Origin of the sequence: Bilifractor sp. LCP19S3_H10, assembly GCF_052119185.1 — a bacterium.
Taxonomy (GTDB): Bacteria; Bacillota; Clostridia; order Lachnospirales; family Lachnospiraceae; genus Bilifractor.
Window position 1 is genome coordinate 1 of the sequence record NZ_JBQKFT010000006.1, and the last position, 18,143, is coordinate 18,143.

Annotated in this window: 22 protein-coding genes; 21 read left to right on the plus strand and 1 reads right to left on the minus strand. The window is 46.7% G+C overall.

Annotated elements, in window-relative coordinates:
- The 9 genes from ACTQZS_RS06150 to ACTQZS_RS06190 form a co-directional block, all read left to right on the plus strand.
- On the plus strand, nt 1-105 hold a 105-nt coding region (locus tag ACTQZS_RS06150), incomplete at its 5' end, for a phage holin (RefSeq protein WP_441475184.1).
- Nucleotides 106-224: 119 nt separating this feature from the next.
- Entirely contained in the window at nt 225-485 is a 261-nt protein-coding gene (locus ACTQZS_RS06155) for a type II toxin-antitoxin system HicB family antitoxin (protein WP_441475042.1), read from the plus strand.
- Nucleotides 486-519: 34 nt separating this feature from the next.
- Nucleotides 520-1,593 (plus strand): GH25 family lysozyme, encoded by a 1,074-nt coding sequence (locus tag ACTQZS_RS06160; RefSeq protein WP_441475043.1) that lies wholly within the window; start codon nt 520-522, stop codon nt 1,591-1,593.
- Between the two features lie 246 nt (nt 1,594-1,839).
- Nucleotides 1,840-2,526 carry a transposase gene (locus ACTQZS_RS06165; protein ID WP_441475044.1) on the plus strand — a complete coding sequence of 229 codons (687 nt, stop codon included), beginning with the start codon at nt 1,840-1,842 and terminating at the stop codon, nt 2,524-2,526.
- A gap of 137 nt (nt 2,527-2,663) precedes the next feature.
- Nucleotides 2,664-3,200, plus strand: a complete 537-nt coding sequence (locus ACTQZS_RS06170) for a transposase (protein ID WP_441475045.1) — start codon at nt 2,664-2,666, stop codon at nt 3,198-3,200.
- Between the two features lie 76 nt (nt 3,201-3,276).
- Nucleotides 3,277-4,479, plus strand: a complete 1,203-nt coding sequence (locus ACTQZS_RS06175; RefSeq protein WP_441475046.1) for a site-specific integrase — start codon at nt 3,277-3,279, stop codon at nt 4,477-4,479.
- Complete coding sequence (locus tag ACTQZS_RS06180) at nt 4,476-5,441, plus strand: tyrosine-type recombinase/integrase (RefSeq protein ID WP_441475047.1); 966 nt, start codon at nt 4,476-4,478, stop codon at nt 5,439-5,441. Before ACTQZS_RS06175 ends, ACTQZS_RS06180 begins: the two co-directional genes overlap by 4 nt.
- Nucleotides 5,431-6,456, plus strand: coding sequence for a tyrosine-type recombinase/integrase (locus ACTQZS_RS06185; RefSeq protein WP_441475048.1), 1,026 nt, complete (start codon nt 5,431-5,433; stop codon nt 6,454-6,456). The genes ACTQZS_RS06180 and ACTQZS_RS06185 overlap by 11 nt, the downstream gene beginning before the upstream one ends.
- 176 nt (nt 6,457-6,632) lie before the next feature.
- A complete protein-coding gene (locus ACTQZS_RS06190) occupies nt 6,633-6,866 on the plus strand; it encodes an IS3 family transposase (protein ID WP_441475049.1) in 234 nt (77 codons plus the stop codon).
- 235 nt (nt 6,867-7,101) lie between these two features.
- On the opposite strand, the gene ACTQZS_RS06195 is transcribed toward ACTQZS_RS06190, so the two are convergent.
- Nucleotides 7,102-7,731: a hypothetical protein gene (locus ACTQZS_RS06195; RefSeq protein ID WP_441475050.1), complete on the minus strand. Its 630-nt coding sequence runs from the start codon at nt 7,729-7,731 to the stop codon at nt 7,102-7,104.
- 613 nt (nt 7,732-8,344) lie between these two features.
- Between ACTQZS_RS06195 and ACTQZS_RS06200 the strand changes: the two genes are divergently transcribed.
- The 12 genes from ACTQZS_RS06200 to glmS all read left to right on the plus strand — a co-directional run bounded on the left by ACTQZS_RS06200 (nt 8,345) and on the right by glmS (nt 18,097).
- On the plus strand, nt 8,345-8,731 hold the full coding sequence (locus ACTQZS_RS06200; protein ID WP_279198801.1) for a hypothetical protein: 387 nt from the start codon (nt 8,345-8,347) through the stop codon (nt 8,729-8,731).
- Between the two features lie 60 nt (nt 8,732-8,791).
- Entirely contained in the window at nt 8,792-9,085 is a 294-nt protein-coding gene (locus ACTQZS_RS06205) for a hypothetical protein (protein WP_441475051.1), read from the plus strand.
- A 78-nt stretch (nt 9,086-9,163) separates the two neighbouring features.
- A complete protein-coding gene (locus tag ACTQZS_RS06210; RefSeq protein WP_279198803.1) occupies nt 9,164-9,895 on the plus strand; it encodes a LytR/AlgR family response regulator transcription factor in 732 nt (243 codons plus the stop codon).
- Nucleotides 9,896-9,915: 20 nt separating this feature from the next.
- The gene (locus tag ACTQZS_RS06215; protein ID WP_279198804.1) at nt 9,916-10,233 is read left to right on the plus strand and encodes a hypothetical protein; all 318 of its coding nucleotides are present in this window, start codon (nt 9,916-9,918) and stop codon (nt 10,231-10,233) included.
- 105 nt (nt 10,234-10,338) lie between these two features.
- The gene (locus ACTQZS_RS06220) at nt 10,339-11,040 is read left to right on the plus strand and encodes a TIGR00266 family protein (protein WP_441475052.1); all 702 of its coding nucleotides are present in this window, start codon (nt 10,339-10,341) and stop codon (nt 11,038-11,040) included.
- A 310-nt stretch (nt 11,041-11,350) separates the two neighbouring features.
- Nucleotides 11,351-11,677, plus strand: coding sequence for a hypothetical protein (locus tag ACTQZS_RS06225; RefSeq protein WP_441098975.1), 327 nt, complete (start codon nt 11,351-11,353; stop codon nt 11,675-11,677).
- Between the two features lie 113 nt (nt 11,678-11,790).
- On the plus strand, nt 11,791-12,651 hold the full coding sequence (locus tag ACTQZS_RS06230) for a patatin-like phospholipase family protein (protein ID WP_441475053.1): 861 nt from the start codon (nt 11,791-11,793) through the stop codon (nt 12,649-12,651).
- Nucleotides 12,652-12,716: 65 nt separating this feature from the next.
- A complete protein-coding gene (locus ACTQZS_RS06235) occupies nt 12,717-13,085 on the plus strand; it encodes an ACT domain-containing protein (protein ID WP_441475054.1) in 369 nt (122 codons plus the stop codon).
- A 158-nt stretch (nt 13,086-13,243) separates the two neighbouring features.
- A complete protein-coding gene (locus ACTQZS_RS06240; protein WP_441475055.1) occupies nt 13,244-13,852 on the plus strand; it encodes a histidine phosphatase family protein in 609 nt (202 codons plus the stop codon).
- A 112-nt stretch (nt 13,853-13,964) separates the two neighbouring features.
- A complete protein-coding gene (locus ACTQZS_RS06245) occupies nt 13,965-14,642 on the plus strand; it encodes an acyltransferase (protein ID WP_441475056.1) in 678 nt (225 codons plus the stop codon).
- The gene (glmM, locus tag ACTQZS_RS06250) at nt 14,642-15,979 is read left to right on the plus strand and encodes a phosphoglucosamine mutase (RefSeq protein ID WP_441475057.1); all 1,338 of its coding nucleotides are present in this window, start codon (nt 14,642-14,644) and stop codon (nt 15,977-15,979) included. The genes ACTQZS_RS06245 and glmM overlap by 1 nt, the downstream gene beginning before the upstream one ends.
- A 279-nt stretch (nt 15,980-16,258) precedes the next feature.
- Nucleotides 16,259-18,097, plus strand: a complete 1,839-nt coding sequence (gene glmS / locus ACTQZS_RS06255; RefSeq protein ID WP_441475058.1) for a glutamine--fructose-6-phosphate transaminase (isomerizing) — start codon at nt 16,259-16,261, stop codon at nt 18,095-18,097.
- Nucleotides 18,098-18,143 lie beyond the last annotated feature (46 nt).

Genomic DNA, 18,143 nt, shown 5'->3' on the forward strand with positions numbered 1-18,143 from the left:
GTCACCGATCCGACTACTACGGGCGTCTCGGACAGCAAGCAGGCGATGAGCTACGACAGCCCGAAGAGCGATAAAATAAACGATAACACCAAAGATAAGCGATAAAAATAAAAGCGGCCGGAGGTGGCGCAAACCTTCGACCGCTTAGAAATATGAATTGTTCGTGAAATGAGTTGATCAAACTGATATAATACAGTCACTATTTGATAAAGGAGGATGGTGACATGGCAAAATATACATATCCTGCTGTCCTTACCCCGGAGGAGGGCGGAGGATATTCTGTCTGCTTTCCGGATATTGAAGGCTGCTATACTCAGGGAGATAACGTCAAAAATGCTATTTTTATGGCAGAAGATGCGTTGAAATTGATGCTTCGTGAATATGAGGATAGCGGAAAACAGATCCCGGAGCCATCAAGTGCGGACAAAATTAAAACAAAAAACGGAGAAATACTTCACTGCGTTTCGGCCAACACAATGAACTAAAATGAAAAGGAGTCTCTGCGGAGGCTCTTTTTTCATGCCCAAAAAGGAGGATTTCAACATGGAATTGAACGGAATTGATATCTCAGGCTACCAGGCAAATATTGACCTGTCAAAGGTGGCGGCAGATTTTGTAATCGTAAAGGCAACGGAGGGAATCAGCTATGTATCCCCTGTGTGCGATCATCAGTATCAGCAGGCAAAAAAACTCGGGAAGCTGCTCGGAGTGTACCATTATGCACACCCGGAATACAACTCGGCGATCTCGGAGGTGGATTTTTTTGTAAAAAATATCAAAGGATATCTCGGCGAATGTGCAATCTTTCTCGACTGGGAGTCTTCCGGGTTGTGGAATGTATCATGGGCATTGCAGTGGTTGCAGTATTTCAGGCAGAAAACCGGGATCGCTCCGGTATTTTACACCTACGAAAGCGTACTGCAGAGGTATGATTGGTCTCCGGTTGCAAAGGCTGGTTTTAAACTCTGGGCGTCAAAGTATCGCGATTACGGCATCGATAATAATTACGATATGACAAATGCCGGCTCTCGGCCGCGGCTCGGCGCATTTTCGTCCATGATCATGTGGCAGTGGACCTCTGTCGGCCGGTTGAACGGCTACGGCGGAAATCTGGACTGCGATAGATTCTACGGCTCTCCGGATGACTGGCGTGCACTGTATGGCAAAATTGCGCCGACGCAAAAGACACAGACACAGACGAAAACAACAGCGGTATACCGGTTGTACAATCCCACCAGTCAGGATCATTTCTATACGATAGACTCTGGAGAGAAGACTCAGCTTGTCGGAACTGGATGGAGGTACGAGGGTGTTGCATGGATGTCTCCCTCTTCAGGAACTCCGGTTACTCGATTCTTTAATGCAAAGACCGGAGATCACATGTATACCGCATCTGGATCAGAAGGAAATAACCTTGTGAAAACCGGATGGAAACGAGAAGGAACAGCATTCTTCTCGAAGTCTTCCGGGACACCTGTGTTCAGGTTGTATAAATCGAAAACCTGTGACCACCTGTTTACAGCGAGTACGCAGGAAAAACAGTCCGCGCTTTTGATTGGATACAAGGATGAGGGTACGGCATTCTACGTGTAAAATAAATGCAGAATGCCAATCCAAGAGCGACGTAATTCATCTAGCAAACATCTAGCAAAATGTAGTGTTTTGGTGTATCATACCATAAGAAGAAGTTGTGTAATGGGTCTGTTTGTACGGAGGTGATAGGCTTATAAAGTCCCACCACCGGCAGTATAGTAATCCCCGGAAAGCCTTTAAATTGATATGCTCCCCATATGGTAGACATTGGAAACATCCAAAATCTATCATATGAGGAGCATTATCATGTCTAGAAGAAAGTATTCCAAAGAATTTAAGTTAAAGGTACTGGCAGAGCATGAAGAGAAAGGTCTCTCCTTCTGGAAATTAGGAAAGAATTATGGTATAGAGGCGAGTATCATCAGACGCTGGTGGCATGCTTTTGATGCATACGGTGAGAAAGGCCTTGAAAAACACAACAGCGATCTTTGCAACTTCTCTGCGGAATTCAAGGAGATGGTTGTAAAAGAGTACCTGGATGGAGGAATATCTCAACAATCGCTTGCAAAAAAACATGGGATTTTAGCTCCAAGCACTATCGGATGTTGGGTTAAAGCGTATAATAATCATGAGGAATTGACCGAGTCACGGCCGAAAGGGGAATATCTCATGATTAAGGAAAATAAGAGCAGGAAGACAACTCTTGAAGAACGCCTTGCTATAGTTGAGCACTGCACTGCTAATAACAATAACTATGCGCTTACAGCAAAGGAGTACCATTGCTCCTATGAACAAGTGTATTCCTGGGTAAAAAAATATGAAACAAAAGGCGTCGAAGGATTATACGACCGGCGCGGTCGGAGTAAGCCAATAGAAGAACTTACAGAACTGGAAAAGCTCAAAGCAGAAAACCGGCTACTTAAGGCTCAGGCCAAACAGCAGCAGATGGAGATTGACTTCTTAAAAAAACTCGATGCCGTCGAGAGGAGGTGATTCTGAAGCGAACACGGCATCTGGATATCTATATCACAATAAAAGAGCTTATTGAGGAACATCCTGATTATCCGGTAAACCGTCTGTGTAAATTTGGCCATATCACCAGAGCTTCTTACTACAAATGGAAAAATCGAGTGGATAATGAAAATGATGTTCTTAATAAACGAATAGCTGAAAAAATGGAGCAGATCCATGATGAACATCCAGACATGGGATACAGACGTATCCGTGATATTCTGGAACACGACTACAATATCAAAGTCAACGATAAGCGAGTTCTTCGTATATGCCGGAAAAAGAAAATCCGATCCATAATCAAACACCGTTATAACTGCTGCACAAAACCAGCGTCAGATCCGGCCTATGTAGCAGAGAACATACTGAATAGGGAATTCCATGCCGACAAACTCAATGAGAAATGGGTTACAGATGTCAGCGAGTTCAAATTTGGTACTGGTGAAGACGAACGGAAGGGAAAGATATATCTGAACGTTATACTGGATTTGTGTGACAGGCGACCGGTTGCATATGTTTATGGCGATCATAATGATAATCCACTTGTATTTTCCACATTTGACAAGGCCATGGAGAACACTCCTGGAGCAACCCCGATTTTCCATAGTGACTATGCCGAAGAAAAAACTATGCCGAAGTTTTGCTGTGTTACCTGAAGTTTCTGTAATGATGAAAAATTCTTCGGCATAGTATTTTATACTTGAAGCATCAATTCTAAGGAGGTGCTTCAAGATGGATATAGATACTGTCTGCATGTTACTTATCAATGCCTTGAAAGATGCCGGATATAATGATTCCACCATTTTTAATTACCAAGGTGCTGTACGAAGGTTTAAGACATTCTGCAAAGAACACGATGTTGCGGAGTATAACCATGAAATAGGCAAGCTTTATGCCGATTCTGTAATCAGTCCCAAAACCGGAAAGTTCAGTAAAGAGCGTTATCATCTTCAAGGCCGTTTTATCAGGCTTATTGACTCGTACATCAGGACCGGTCAGTTTGTTTTTACGACCACTTCAAGGTCAAGATTGCAACCGGAGAATGCGTATTATCGAAAAGTCTACACGGATTACTGTTTCTATCTAAAAGATGAGTATGAAAACGAGAACACTCGCCATTTTTATGAGTATGGAATGTATGCATTCCTTTCTTTCCTTGAGGGAAAAGAGGATGTGGTCCCATTAGAAGATCTCACAGCAGCTATCTTCCTTGACTACATAAAGAATTCGAAACCCGAACGGCAACGTGGAATTCTTTGTGAAATCAGGAAAATCTGCCGATACCTTGAGCGGGATGATCTGCTGGCGGCACTGTCAGGCATTCACGCCCTGCGACATCATCGAATCATCCCGGTTCTCGAAGCAGAGGAACAAGAGCGTATTAAATCTGTTACTGATGATGATACTACACCATTGCGTGACTCCGCCATGATTCTCCTGGGATTATCCACAGGTATCCGTGCATGCGATATAATCAAGCTTCGACTAACAGATATCGACTGGCGGAACGATACGATCTCATGGAGACAAAGCAAAACGGGAAATCTCGTTTGTGTTCCCTTAACACCGGCCGTGGGTAATGCGATTGCCCGATATCTGACCACGCAGCGTCCAAAGACACCAAATGATTACCTGTTTGTGAGACTTATTGCTCCGTTTGATCCGCTTTCATGTCATTCATCCTGCTACATGATGGTCAAGCGTATTCTTGAGAAGGCAAGTGTATCTACTGATGACCGTATTCTCGGAATGCACATGCTTCGGCATAACGCTGCATCGACAATGGTCAGGAATGAAGTTCCTGTTGAGACGATCGCTGCCATACTTGGGCACTCGGATCCCGATACTACCGGAATCTATATCACAACTGACGAAAACCGGCTTAAAGAGTGTGTCCTTCCTTTTGATGGTATTTCAAGGGAGGTGCACACATGACGACTTTTGTTAGTAGGCTCGGCCCTTCAATATCTGACTTTCTGGATTACAAGCATGCTTTGGGTATTAAATATACATCAGCGTCCGTGTATCTTCGAGAATTAGACAGATACAATGCCGCACACGGAGATCATCACACCCTTATCAAAGAGGTCGTTGATGGATGGGCACTGGAACATGCAGAAAAATCAACTACCAGCGACAGAAGCTGGGTCTCACCGATCCGTGAATTCGGCAGATACCTTGTCAATACCGGCGATATCAGCGCATATGTATTGGATAATTCATTTATCATCCAACGCTATCGTCCGGAAGTTTACCTGATGACAGAGGCTGAAATCCATTGCTTTTTTAAAGAATGCGATCAGTACGTACTCAGAAAAAAAGTCCCGGGCAGGGCATATGTCCTTCCAGCGCTATACCGTTTTATGTATTGCTGCGGCGTCAGATCAGCAGAAGCAAGACAGTTAAAGTGTCAGGATGTTCATCTGGATAAAAGCTATGTCGATATCCTGTGGGCTAAGGCACACCGTGACAGGCGACTTTTTTTATCAGAAGAACTGACGCAGTATCTTATAGATTATGATGCTGCCATACACAAGGTATTCCCGGAAAGAGAATACTTTTTCCCTGGTGGGCGTGGAGGAATCTGTTCCAGTACTGCTTTATCCGTAAACTTCAGAAATATCTGGCTGTCAGCAGGCTTAAAAAGAGACGGCAAAGTCAAGCCTCGGGCTTATGATTTTCGACATCACTTTGCATGCGCAAATATCATGCGTTGGGCGTCGGAAGGCAAAGACATCCACGCAATGCTCCCGTATCTGATGCGGTACATGGGGCATTCTTCATTGGAAAGCACTTATTACTACATACACCTGATACCAGATTTCTTTCCCCAATACCATGGCATGACTGCCTCCACAGAAGAATTGATACCGGAGGTGGATGCCGATGAAGTATAAGAGGAAGAAAGATAAAGACTTCTGGCAGATGGCACGGGCATATCTTCATGATTTTATGCCGGCGGTGCGCAACCAGTCGGATAAGTCCGTAGCAGCTTACAAACAATCCCTGAATTCTTATCTCACCTTTTTGGAAAGCAAGAAAGGGTTAAAGGAAGATCAGGTGACATTTGATGCATTCAGCCGAAATAACGTCAAGGATTTCGTTGAATGGCTGCATAAGAAGAAGTACGCCCCCAAAACGATAAATCTGAAGCTGACTGCAATCCGCTCTTTCCTTAAATACTGTGCTGATGAGGATTTTGAACTCCGCGGCATTTATAATGATGTCTGCACAGTCAGAAAAGTCAAGGAGGAGAAGAAACCAATCGAATACCTGCAACCGGAAGCAACAAAGGCCATACTGACGTCATATGATACCAGAACAGCCAAGCATCGCCGGAACCGTATGATCCTGATACTCCTCTACGATACAGGAGCTAGAGTACAGGAACTATCCGACCTGTCGATCTCATCGCTTCATCTGGATGTGCCCCATCCTTATGTTACGCTGATCGGAAAGGGACGAAAAACCAGAAATGTACCGGTTATGAATAAAACAGTTGCTCATTTAAGAAAGTACCTTAATGAATTTCATCCCGACTTGAAGGAAGCTCCGCTGTTCTATAGCCGACTTGACGGAAAGCCTCATCAGCTTTCTACGGACAGCATAAGCCTGATTCTAAAAACGGCAGCGAATGCAGCGCGTGTTACTTGTCCGGAGGTTCCGAAAAACGTTCATTGTCATTTGATCCGTAAAACAAAAGCAATGGATCTATATCGCAATGGAGTGCCGCTTCCTTTTATCATGCAGCTGTTGGGTCATGAAAGTATGTCAACAACATCCGGCTTTTATGCGTTCGCAACCCTTGAAATGATGACAGAAGCAATGAATAAAGCCGCCCCGGCATTTGAGGATGACGAAAAAATCTGGAAGAAAGCTGCTATAAAGAAGCTGCTCTATTCTCTGGATTGACCCGAAATACTATGCCGAAGAATCTTTTAACATCGAAGAAAACTCAAGCGACAAAGAAAAACTTCGGCATAGTTTTTTCTTCGGCATAGTCTGAATTATGCCGAATTCAGGATAATTCAGACAGAGGGTACCAATACACATCAAAAGAATTCCGGCAGAAAATCGTGGATGCAGGAATGACGCAAAGCATGTCAAGAGTGGCTCATTGTATAGATAATGGCCCCATGGAAGGCTTCTGGGGAATCATGAAACGAGAGATGTACTATGGACATAAGTTCAAGACGAAAGAAGAGCTTTTGCAGGCCATTGAAGAATATATGACCTATTACGCAACCAAGCGCGTACAGAGAAATCTGAACGTTATGACTCCAATGGAATACCACGAAATTAAGTTGAAGGAAGCAGCATAAAAACTGCCCGGCAGTAATACCGGGCAGAAAAAACTTTTGTGTTTTTTGATTGTCTACTTGACGGGTCGCACACCAGGATAATGACAATTTTGACTTTTTATTTGTCTCAAAAAAGCAAAAATCCGAGGCGTTGTGCCTCGGACTTTGTCTACAGTCTGAAGAGAGCCCGTTTTGGGCTCTCTTTTTTACAAAGTGTCTTCCTGGAGATGGTCAGACTCTGCAAAGAACTGGCTTTTTACTGACCATTTGCTGCAAGTAAACCAACTGCAGTGCCAAAGTAAGTGATGGTCTGATCTGCATCCAGGTACTCCGCAGTGTAGGTAGTGCCATTCTGATCATAGAAAGCAGCAGAGCCGTCGTCTCCCTCAACACATCCGATGCTGAAGCTATTACCGGTATATACATCTGTTCCGTCCAGTACCGTCCACGTAATTCCGTCATCGCCGGATTCCTTCTGGGTTGCAGTGTACTGTCCGCAGAGGACGTCTCCGGTACCATCTGTATCCACAGTGATAAGTGCTACATAATTATTTGCATCCGATCCCTGGAACAGAGCGAATACAAGCTCATTTCCGTTGTCATCCTTTGCGTACAGGCCAGTCTGAATCATATCAGCAGTAATATCGCCAAGAGAGAAGGTACCGTCCGAAGAAGTGCTTGCAGTATCCACGGAAGCGCTTGCGGACGCAACGGAGTCACCGGAAACATCTTCATAGCTGCCGGAATTTGCATAGCTGCTTGCGTCTTCTGTATAGCTGCCGGAGCTTGCAGATGCGCTGGATGCATTGCTGCCGGACCCGCATCCGGCGAGTACGGAAACGGAAAGTACACCAGTTACAAGAATCGTGACAAGTTTGTTTTTCATAATTTCTCCTCCTGATATTGTGGGATAATTCCCGGATTTATTAGATTTGCTGTGGGACGATGGCTTCAGGATCTGTCTCATTTCACCAAAAGCCTTATCATCTTTTTAGGGAAGAAAGATGATGTGTTGTCCGCAATATCTTTAAACACATTATGCATGAACAGCGGCGTGTGAAAAAGTACAGCTTCTCGACAAAAAAAATCAAAATTGGTACTTGACAATAGAAAAGATGATAGAAAAGGCGATAAAAAAGGCAGGAGCTGGGCAGAAGTTCAGACTATTGATAAATTTGCAAAACAAATAATTATATTATATCTCAAAATAATAATCAATAACCGATTTTACCGGCTGTATCCGATTTTCTGTACTACAAAGAGCCGATTAACTCTGACATAATGGAATCGAAGCAAGGAGATAGGAACGCAGCAAGGAATATTGAATTCCCTGAAACCAGACAAAGCGTTCCCTCAAACGAGATAAAACACGCTGCGCGAGTTTTATCTCGCTATCGCGACGCTCGCCGCACACGAATACTTCGCATTCGGCTGCGGCTCACTGTTCGCGTAAATAAGAGCTTTTATAATACTTATATACTTATGAGGAGGTTACAAAGATGCTAGGAGTAAAAATCAAAACAGTGAAGACAAAGAATGAGTACACCATCGAGGAGTTCTATGATGCGATTAAGGACAAGAGCTTCTCCGCCGGAGCACCGGCATTGACAAAGCATGGATTCAGCACCATCGTAACATTCCCGCCGCTGGATCGCAGAAATCAGATCTGGATTGTTCCGGTATTAGGCGTCGGCAAAAAGAAAGCAAGCAAATTCCAGCTTTCCAAGCAGGAGATCGCAGGAGCAGGCAACGCCGCCGTCAATATGGCATTAAATGATCTTACAGGCGGACTGCTGGGACTTCGAGGCATTGCCGGAAAGAATACAAAGACAGCGGAGAAACTGATCGACATCACGGTTGAAGAGCTGAATGCATTAGGACTTTGATAAACAGGTAATTCCTATTATGGGAAAACATAATTCGCTGAAATAAAAGGAGAAATAATTATGAACCAGAATGCACCCGCTCATGGGAAAGCCATAGCAAGTTTAATATGCGGTATTGTAGGATTTATTTTCTGCTTCTTTGGTTACTCGGCGATTGTCTCCGTCATTCTCGGAATCGTTGGAATAGTTCTTTCAAGGAAAGCTAAGGAGGAAGGCAACGATGAGGCTATTCGCAAGATCGGATCTATTATTTCAATTATCACAGTGATCGCGGGAATTATCGGCATTATTGTTGCGGCGTTTGTTGTAGGTGCTGTAGTAAGCGGACTTGGCGCTATAGGAAGCAGTATGTAATACAATAAGCAGCAGGATTGCCTGGCTGCGCAAATAACAGCCCTGGAAAGGAACGGTTGACACATGGAGCAGCTTCGGGTGGGTATATGTGAAGATGATAAGGAATCGCGTATCCGGCTTCTGGGTATGGTGACGGATTCCGCAGAGAAAGTTACCGCAGAGGCATTTGAAAGTGCTGAAGATCTGCTGGATCATTTCTTTCCCGGAAAATTCGATCTTCTGATACTTGACATCTATCTGGGAAAGATGACCGGAATTGACGCTCTGGAACAGATCCGAAGAAAGGATACACGTGTGGTGGCGGCGATTGCCACAACCAGTCAGGATTTTGCGCTGGAATCCTATCGTCTTCGTGCCGCCCGTTATCTGGAGAAACCTGTAAAAGAGGATGATATCCGGGACCTGATCCGGGATGTTATTCACAAGAAAGAATCTGAGCCGCATTTCGAAGGTGAATCGGGAGGCAAGAGGATACGGGTGCCTTTTGACTGTATTCTCTTCGCAGAACAGAGAGGGAAAAACATATGTCTGCATATGGATGACGGAGAAGAACTGGTCTTCCGCGGAAAACTGGATGACGAGAAGAGCAAATTTTCGGAGAAATATTTTTTTCGCTGTCATAAGAGCTTTCTGGTTAACCTCTCGAAAATTTGCGGTATAGACCGCGAGCTGCTGACCTTTGTCATGCAGGGGGGAGAACAGGTTCATATTCACCGACAGGGATTTTTTGCCGCAAAAAGAGCATATGAACATTATCTGTTTTCCATTGTTGAAGGGTGGAAAGATGAAGGACAGGGGACGGACAAGTAAACGAATGCCGGGAGGTAATCATGAAAAACGTTCTGAAAAAGCTTTGGCAGGCACTTTGCATCCTTTGGGAAGACGTCATGATCGGTCTGAAAATACTTTTTTACGTCTTGGTTATCATATTTTTTCTGTTCGGTGTGATTGCATTGTTTTCAGGAGGTCCTGAACTTGGTATCGTTCTGATAATTGTTAACTTTTTACTTTTTCTGCTTCTTCGTAAACTGGACCATGTCGCAGACTTGAAATTTGAGGAAGAGTTCAAGGAAATCACACGTAGAAATCGTGAAGAGTCAGGTGTGCAGGAACAGCAGTGCAAGGAGAGAAAAGACCTTGGGGGATGAAGATCCGAGCGATGGATTCTTCCTGTATATGTATGAGACAACAGGTATTTTTTAACATCAATAAACAATAACAGTTAAATTCTTATAGAACAAGGAGGTAACGAAATGAATCTGGAATTAATCGGTGATGCAGGATCTCAGCTGGCGAAAATTCACCTCGGAAATGGCGAGGCCGCTAAAATTGAAAATGGCGCAATGGTTTATATGCAGGATGTGAAGCTTGAAGGAAAGCTGAACAGCAGCAAGAAGGGTCTCGGCGGTCTTCTCGGCGCAATCGGAAGAAGTCTTGTCAGCAATGAGAGCATGTTTATTACGCAGGTTGTTGGTACGGCTCCGGAAGGCGTTGTTGCAATTGCCCCCTCAGTTCCCGGAAAGATTGCAAAGCTTGAGGTTGGTGCAAAACAGTACCGTTTGAATGATGGAGCATTCTTTGCCTGTGATGATTCCGTAAACTACAAGATGCAGAAGCAGAATATCAGCCAGGCGGTATTCGGAGGATCCGGCGGACTGTTTGTTATGGAGACAGAAGGACAGGGAGATCTGCTGATCAGCGCATTCGGCGATCTTATTGAGCTGGAGTGCACACCTGCGAAGCCGATCACCATTGACAATGAGCATGTTGTAGCATGGGATGCAAGTTTGAATTACAGTATCGAGGTAGCGTCCGGAACCTTCGGTTTCACAACGGGCGAGGGACTGGTTAATAAGTTTACCGGGAATGGAAAAATCCTGATTCAAACCAGAAATATTCATTCTCTTGCAGATGCTGTTAAGCCGTTCCTGCCGGATAAGTCGGATGGAGATTGAGCGTTAGAAATTGTTAAACAAAAGCCCCGGTTTCCGGGGCTTTTTATGTTGCAGTTGTAATTTACGTGCATTTCCCTTTATACTTAGGATTACAGGGACCTGTAACAACAAGATGGCGGGGAACTTCAATACAAAAACCGCCGCTTGAAATTCTAGCTCTGCCCCACACATTAAAAGTCCTATTGATTTAAGCGGTTTAATGCAGTATGATATAGAATAATGAATCAACACCGGCATATTACTTACCCGGAAATCTGTCGTATCGGATTTTCGGGTATTTTCATGGAAAACGAGGAAATGTAAAGCAATCATGATGAGTCTGGAGAACCGAGAAAACATGTATGATACGGACGAATTCTACCACCTTGAGAAAATTTTTGTCGGACTGATTATCGCAGCCGCGATACTGATCGGCGTTGTTTTCGGTTTTTTTATCGACCATACCCGGATACCCAGAATTGTGTTCGGGGCAGTCGGAGCCACTTCTGTGATTTCCTCTCTGGCGGGAATCATTCTGATCAATTCTCTTCAGCTCGGTTACTGCGATAACGCGCTGCCGGTGAGAATTCTTCTAATTGTATCAGCTGGTCTCATGGTCTGTTTCCTGGTTCTCGCAGTGATCGGCCTTTGCATCTGATCTCACCTGAACCTGTGGCTTCATCCGCAGGGACTATTTCACCTGAACCTGTGGCTTCATCCGCAGGGACTATTTCACTTACAGCTGCGTTTCCAGCAGAAAGAGGCAAAAGAATGAGCAAAATCGGACTTGTAGTCGAAGGCGGAGGTATGAAATGCGCATACAGCGCCGGCATTCTGGATAAATTTCTGGACGATACGATCTGCTTCGATTATGTGATCGGCGTGTCCGCTGGATCGGCGAACTGTGCCTCCTTTCTGGCAGGCCAGCGAGAGAGAAATCTTCGCTATTACACCGAACATCTGAAGAGAAAGGAATATTTTGGATTTAACAGTTTTCTGAAAACAGGTGATCTCTTCGGGTTGGATTTTATATACAGCACAATGACGAACCACGACGGCGACGATCCCCTCGATTATCCGAAACTTTCGGCGAATCCGGCCGAATATGAAGTCGTCGCTACCAATGCGCTCACCGGCGTTCCAGCCTATTTTTCCGGGAAGCAGATGTCCCAGGACAACTATGAAATTATCAAGGCGTCCTGTGCCCTGCCTGCCGCATGCAGACCCCGCTTTATCAACGGTACTCCGTATTTTGACGGCGGCGTCTCCGACCCGATTCCTGTCGACCATGCTCTTCGTCAGGGCCGCTGTGACAAGATCGTTGTCATTCTCTCAAAACCCAGGGATTTTCAGAAAAAGCCAGAACATATGCGGTTATTCTACTCTCTGCGTATTATGAAATATCCAAAAATCGTGGAAGCGCTGAACAACAGGCACATCAGCTATATGCAGCGTTTCCGCAGAGTCTTTGAGCTCGAGAAGGAGGGGAAGGCTTTTGTATTCGCGCCGAGCAGGCATCTTGAGATGAGTACCTACGCGATGGATCCGGAAGAAAACCGCCGCCTCTATGATCTCGGAATAGAGGACTACCGGAATGAGAAGGATCGTCTGGGTGAGTTTCTGACTCATTGACAACGGGTATCTGTTTCAACTGACAGGTTGCTGTAAACTATATCAAATATGTTTCGGAGGATGATATGAATATCAAGGTAATAGACGAGGAATTTTCCGTCTGCAAGGTAAAGGATTTCAGTGAGACAAATCTGGAGAAGAATTTCTGCTTCATGGAGCGTACCGATGAAGAGAATTCTCTGGTCTGCCTGACCAGATATATCCCGGAAAACGCCACCGATGTCGACTACGGATGGAAGGCTATGAGATTCGATGGACAGCTTGATTTTAATCAGATCGGTATCCTTGCAAAGATCTCGGAAATACTCGCAGAGAACAGCATCAGTATTTTCGTAGTCTCTACCTATAATACAGATTATATCATGGTCAAGAAGCAGAACATCGAAAAAGCGCTCCACGCGCTGGAAAATGCCGGCTACCATATTGACCTGTAATGTTAAAAACAGACTCCTCCGGCACCTGTTACCGCAATTTCAAGATGATTCCGGCTGTTGCTGCCGGGTTTTCCAGATGATTCCGGCTGTTACCGATGGAATCTCCAGATCATTTCGGTCATTATTCCGATATCCATCCACGAGCGAAAGGATCTATTATGAAAATCTATCTTCTGAGGCATGGCGAAACCAGGATTAACGCGCTCGGCGGCCGGTTCCAGGGTCAGATTAACACCCCGGATGCCGCTCTTACCGAAAAAGGCAGGAGGCAGGCCAGGGAAGTCCGGGAAGAATTCCGGACAATGGGACTGCATTTTGATCTCGTATACACAAGCCCGCAGGAGCGCGCGGTGGAGACCGCCATGCTTGCGACAGGTCTTCCGGCCGAGCGGCTGACCATGGATGACCGGCTGAAAGAGATCAGCTTCGGGCCGTTTGAGGGACAGAAGTGGGAGAAGATGAACCCCAAAACCCTGCACACCATGTTGTATGACTTCGGCAACTATATTCCCGGTCCGGGCATGGAAAGCGGAATCCGTCTGATCCAGCGGGTGAGCAGTTTTCTCGAGGATTTGAAAAGAGAAAAACCGGCAGAAAGCATTCTGATATCCACTCATGGAGGCGTGATCCGTGCCGCTCTCGTTCACATTCACGCAGACCCCCTGAAGACCTTCTGGGAGAATCCTGTCGGAAACTGTGCGTGGTTCGAAATCACATGCGAAAATGGCGTCTTAACCTTGACAGGCTGCGACAGGAAAGAAAACTAAAGAAGACTGACCGGTGCGCGACATCACGGCGAGACCAGGGCAGTAGCGCTTCCTTACATTTTGTGATATAGTAATAAACTATATATTATTCCAACATATAGAGGAGCATCATATGTACACTATCAGAGATTTGTATGATCTGGATCATACTCTTGCAAAGGACTATCTCAGCCGTTTCACCTATCCCTGGGAGGCTCTTGCAGGAATTAAGGACCTGATTCTCTCCCTTGGCAGGGATCTCGACAAAAATGAATATACAGAGGTTTCCGAGCACGTCTGGGTTCATCGGACAGCACGGGTTTTCCCGTCTGCCTACCTCGGCGCACCGTGTATCATCGGACCGAACACAGAGGTCAGGCACTGTGCCTTTATCCGTGGCTCCGCCCTTGTCGGCGCTGACTGCGTAGTCGGAAATTCGGTTGAATTGAAAAATGTCATTCTCTTTGACCATGTTCAGACGCCGCACTACAACTACGTCGGGGACTCGATTCTCGGATATTTCTCCCATATGGGCGCAGGATCCATCACCAGCAACGTCAAATCCGACAAGCTCCCGGTGGTTGTCCACGGACAGGATGAAAATATCGAGACCGGTCTCAAGAAATTCGGAGCCATGCTCGGAGATCATGTGGAAGTCGGCTGCAACAGCGTCCTCAATCCGGGCACGGTCATCGGAAGAAACTGCAATATTTATCCGACCTCCTGTGTCAGAGGAGTTCTTCCTGAGAATTCCATCTGGAAGGACAACGGAACAGTAATCAGAAAAATTATCCCGGAGGAGAAGAGATAATGGGAAGATATTTCGGTACAGACGGCATCCGCGGCAAGGCAAACGAGGGTCTCACGGCGTCCCGCGCTTTTGAGGTTGGCAGATATCTCGGCTATTATTACAGCAGGAACGGCAGAAGCAAAATCATCATTGGAAAGGACACCCGTCTTTCCTCTGATATGCTGGAGAACGCGCTTGCTGCCGGCATTGCTTCCGAGGGATGCGACGCATATCTGGCAGGATACTGCCCGACCCCGATGATCTGCTACCTCACGGTTCATGAAGATTTTGCCGTAGGCGCCATGATCAGTGCCTCCCATAATCCGTTCTATGACAACGGAATCAAAATTTTTTCAAAGGACGGCATAAAGCTCCAGGGCGAGGTGGAAGCTCTGATCGAGGATTATATCGACGGCAAGGAGACCATTCATTTTGTGACAGATGAAAAAATCGGACGTGTAATTCCCTACCCGCAGGGCATTGAACATTATATCGATTTTATCTGCCGTACATTCCCGACAGACCTCACCGGAATGCGTGTTGCCATGGACTGTGCAAACGGATCCAGCACCTATACGGCAGAAAAGGTTCTGACCCGTCTGGGCGCATCCTGCACGGTTATGAACAACAAGCCCAACGGTATTAACATCAACAACAACTGCGGCAGCACCCACCCGGATGCTTTCCGCGAATTTATGAAGACAGGAAGCTTTGATCTCGGCCTCACCTTTGACGGAGACGCGGACCGGCAGATCCCGGTACGGCCTGACGGCGCACTTGTAGACGGAGACTTTGTGCTTTATATCTGCGGCAAATATTATCGTGACAAAGGAATGCTGAAGGGGAATACCGTCGTCACCACTGTCATGGCAAACCTCGGTCTCTGGAAAGCGATGGAGCGTGAGGGCATCCATGTGGAAAAAACCGACGTCGGCGATAAGTATGTCTATGACTGTATGCTGAAAAACGGCTATATCGTCGGCGGAGAGCAGAGCGGTCATATCATCTTCAGTGAATACGAGACAACGGGCGACGGACTTGTCACCGCCCTCGCGCTTCTGAAGATCATGAAGGAGACCGGCCGCACGATCAATGAGCTCTGTAAAGGACTGAAGATCTACCCGCAGCTTCTGGTAAATGTAAAGGTTACCGATAAGAATCAGGTCATGGGCGATCCGGAGGTTCAGGATGCCATCGATCAGGCGAACAGGAGCCTTAACGGCAACGGACGAATCCTGGTGAGACCGTCCGGCACGGAGCCACTGCTCCGGATTATGGCAGAGGCAGAAACCGACCGGATCTGCGAAGATGAATGTGAGAGAATAGCCTGCATCATCCGCAGAAAATACGGGGCCTGAGAACTCTGCCGGCTGTCTCGGTTCATGACATTAATTTCACAGCTCTGCTGTATTCACGAACCGGCAGACATTTCACTGCCCTGCTGTATTCACGAACCGGCAGGCATTTCACAGCTCTGCTGCATTCACAAACCGGCAGGCGCTTCAGATATGGCGGTCCGTGCCGCCCGGGTTGATTTTCTCCGGGTACTGATGTATGTTAGATTATATGCAGGCGGAAGGGTCTGTTCCCTTCCGCCTTATGCAGATTCATATGAAGAAAGACAGGAGATATTTATCATGTGTGGAATAGTAGGATATACCGGCGACTGCCAAGCGGCTCCGATCCTTCTTGAGGGTCTGACACGGCTGGAATATCGCGGATATGATTCCGCCGGAATCGCCGTACGAAATGGAGACAAGACAATCATCGTCAAGGCTAAGGGCCGTCTTTCCGAACTGAAGGACAAGACCGACAACGGCGCTGCTGTTCCGGGCTTCTGCGGAATCGGGCACACCAGGTGGGCAACACACGGTGAACCCTCGGAGATTAATGCCCACCCTCACTGCAGCGATGATATGAATGTCGTCGGCGTCCACAACGGAATCATCGAGAATTTCCAGGAGCTCAAGGCAAAGCTTCTGCGCCATAACTACACCTTCTACTCCGAAACCGATACGGAGGTTGCGATCAAGCTGATCGACTACTATTACAAGAAGTACGAAGGTACCCCGATCGACGCCATCAACCACGCACAGGTTCGTATCCGTGGTTCGTATGCTCTTGCCATCATGTTCAAGGACTATCCGGGTGAAATCTATGTAACCCGGAAGGACAGTCCCATGGTGCTCGGCACCAACAAGGACGGCTCCTTCCTCGGTTCCGATGTTCCTGCCATTCTCAAATATACCAAGAGCGTGTATTACATCGGAAACATGGAGGTCGGACGGCTTACCAGAGACGGAATCACCTTCTATAATCTGGACGGCGACGAGATTCAGAAGGAACTCAAGACCATTGAATGGGATGCGGAGGCAGCGGAAAAGGGCGGCTACGAGCATTTCATGATTAAGGAAATTCATGAACAGCCGAAGGCGGTCAGAGACACGGTCAATGCCTATCTCAGGGACGGCCATGTAAACCTCGAGGCACTTCATCTGACCGAAGGACAGCTTGCGGATCTCACCCGCGTATACATTGTGGCCTGCGGTTCTGCCTACCATGTCGGAATGGTCGCGAAATACGCGCTCGAGAAGATGACTGACATATGCGTAGAGGTTGACTTCGCCTCGGAATTCCGTTACCGGAACCCCAAGCTTCAGAAGGAACATTCTCTCGTTATTATCATCTCCCAATCGGGAGAAACCGCCGATTCACTGGCTGCACTTCGCCTGGCCAAAGACCGGAATATTCCGGTTCTCGCCATTGTCAATGTTGTCGGATCGTCGATCGCACGTGAAGCCGATCACGTGATGTACACCTACGCCGGACCGGAAATCGCAGTTGCCACTACAAAGGCATACAGCTGTCAGCTTATTGCCAGCTACCTCCTCGGCATTGCAATCGGTACCGCACAGGGCTCTATCTCTGAGGAACGGGAAGCACAGTATATCGACGCCCTTCTGGCGCTCCCGGATCACATCGAAAAGGAGCTTGAGGACAAAGAGCGCATCCAGTGGTTTGCGGCAAAATATGCCAGCGCCCACGATGTCTTCTTCATCGGCCGTGGTATTGACTACGCGATCTGCATGGAAGGCAGCCTTAAGATGAAGGAGATCAGCTATATTCACTCCGAGGCATATGCTGCAGGCGAACTGAAACACGGAACAATCAGCCTGATCGAAGACGGGACTCTTGTGGTCGGTGTCTGCACACAGCAGGATCTCTATGAGAAGACCCGCAGCAATATGGTCGAGGTCAAGAGCAGAGGCGCTTATCTCATGGGGCTTACCACCAATGGAAATTACAGCATCGAGGACGTCGCGAACTTTGTCGTATACGTTCCGAAAACGGAACCGGCTTTCGAAGCAAGCCTTGCCGTAATTCCGCTTCAGCTTCTGGGCTATTATATCAGTGTCGCAAAGGGCCTCGATGTTGACAAGCCGAGAAATCTAGCGAAATCCGTAACCGTAGAATAACCGCAGAATAACTTCAAGTGGATGTAAAAAAACGCCTGCAAACGCT

Excerpts from the sequence above, each read along its gene's own strand:
- ACTQZS_RS06155 (WP_441475042.1), top strand. The coding sequence starts at position 225 with ATGGCAAAATATACATATCCTGCTGTCCTTACCCCGGAGGAGGGCGGA.
- ACTQZS_RS06160 (WP_441475043.1), top strand. The coding sequence starts at position 520 with ATGCCCAAAAAGGAGGATTTCAACATGGAATTGAACGGAATTGATATC.
- ACTQZS_RS06165 (WP_441475044.1), top strand. The coding sequence starts at position 1,840 with ATGTCTAGAAGAAAGTATTCCAAAGAATTTAAGTTAAAGGTACTGGCA.
- ACTQZS_RS06175 (WP_441475046.1), top strand. The coding sequence starts at position 3,277 with ATGGATATAGATACTGTCTGCATGTTACTTATCAATGCCTTGAAAGAT.
- ACTQZS_RS06180 (WP_441475047.1), top strand. The coding sequence starts at position 4,476 with ATGACGACTTTTGTTAGTAGGCTCGGCCCTTCAATATCTGACTTTCTG.
- ACTQZS_RS06185 (WP_441475048.1), top strand. The coding sequence starts at position 5,431 with ATGAAGTATAAGAGGAAGAAAGATAAAGACTTCTGGCAGATGGCACGG.
- ACTQZS_RS06190 (WP_441475049.1), top strand. The coding sequence starts at position 6,633 with ATGACGCAAAGCATGTCAAGAGTGGCTCATTGTATAGATAATGGCCCC.
- ACTQZS_RS06195 (WP_441475050.1), bottom strand. The coding sequence starts at position 7,731 with ATGAAAAACAAACTTGTCACGATTCTTGTAACTGGTGTACTTTCCGTT.
- ACTQZS_RS06200 (WP_279198801.1), top strand. The coding sequence starts at position 8,345 with ATGCTAGGAGTAAAAATCAAAACAGTGAAGACAAAGAATGAGTACACC.
- ACTQZS_RS06205 (WP_441475051.1), top strand. The coding sequence starts at position 8,792 with ATGAACCAGAATGCACCCGCTCATGGGAAAGCCATAGCAAGTTTAATA.
- ACTQZS_RS06215 (WP_279198804.1), top strand. The coding sequence starts at position 9,916 with ATGAAAAACGTTCTGAAAAAGCTTTGGCAGGCACTTTGCATCCTTTGG.
- ACTQZS_RS06220 (WP_441475052.1), top strand. The coding sequence starts at position 10,339 with ATGAATCTGGAATTAATCGGTGATGCAGGATCTCAGCTGGCGAAAATT.
- ACTQZS_RS06225 (WP_441098975.1), top strand. The coding sequence starts at position 11,351 with ATGATGAGTCTGGAGAACCGAGAAAACATGTATGATACGGACGAATTC.
- ACTQZS_RS06230 (WP_441475053.1), top strand. The coding sequence starts at position 11,791 with ATGAGCAAAATCGGACTTGTAGTCGAAGGCGGAGGTATGAAATGCGCA.
- ACTQZS_RS06235 (WP_441475054.1), top strand. The coding sequence starts at position 12,717 with ATGAATATCAAGGTAATAGACGAGGAATTTTCCGTCTGCAAGGTAAAG.
- ACTQZS_RS06240 (WP_441475055.1), top strand. The coding sequence starts at position 13,244 with ATGAAAATCTATCTTCTGAGGCATGGCGAAACCAGGATTAACGCGCTC.
- ACTQZS_RS06245 (WP_441475056.1), top strand. The coding sequence starts at position 13,965 with ATGTACACTATCAGAGATTTGTATGATCTGGATCATACTCTTGCAAAG.
- glmM (WP_441475057.1), top strand. The coding sequence starts at position 14,642 with ATGGGAAGATATTTCGGTACAGACGGCATCCGCGGCAAGGCAAACGAG.
- glmS (WP_441475058.1), top strand. The coding sequence starts at position 16,259 with ATGTGTGGAATAGTAGGATATACCGGCGACTGCCAAGCGGCTCCGATC.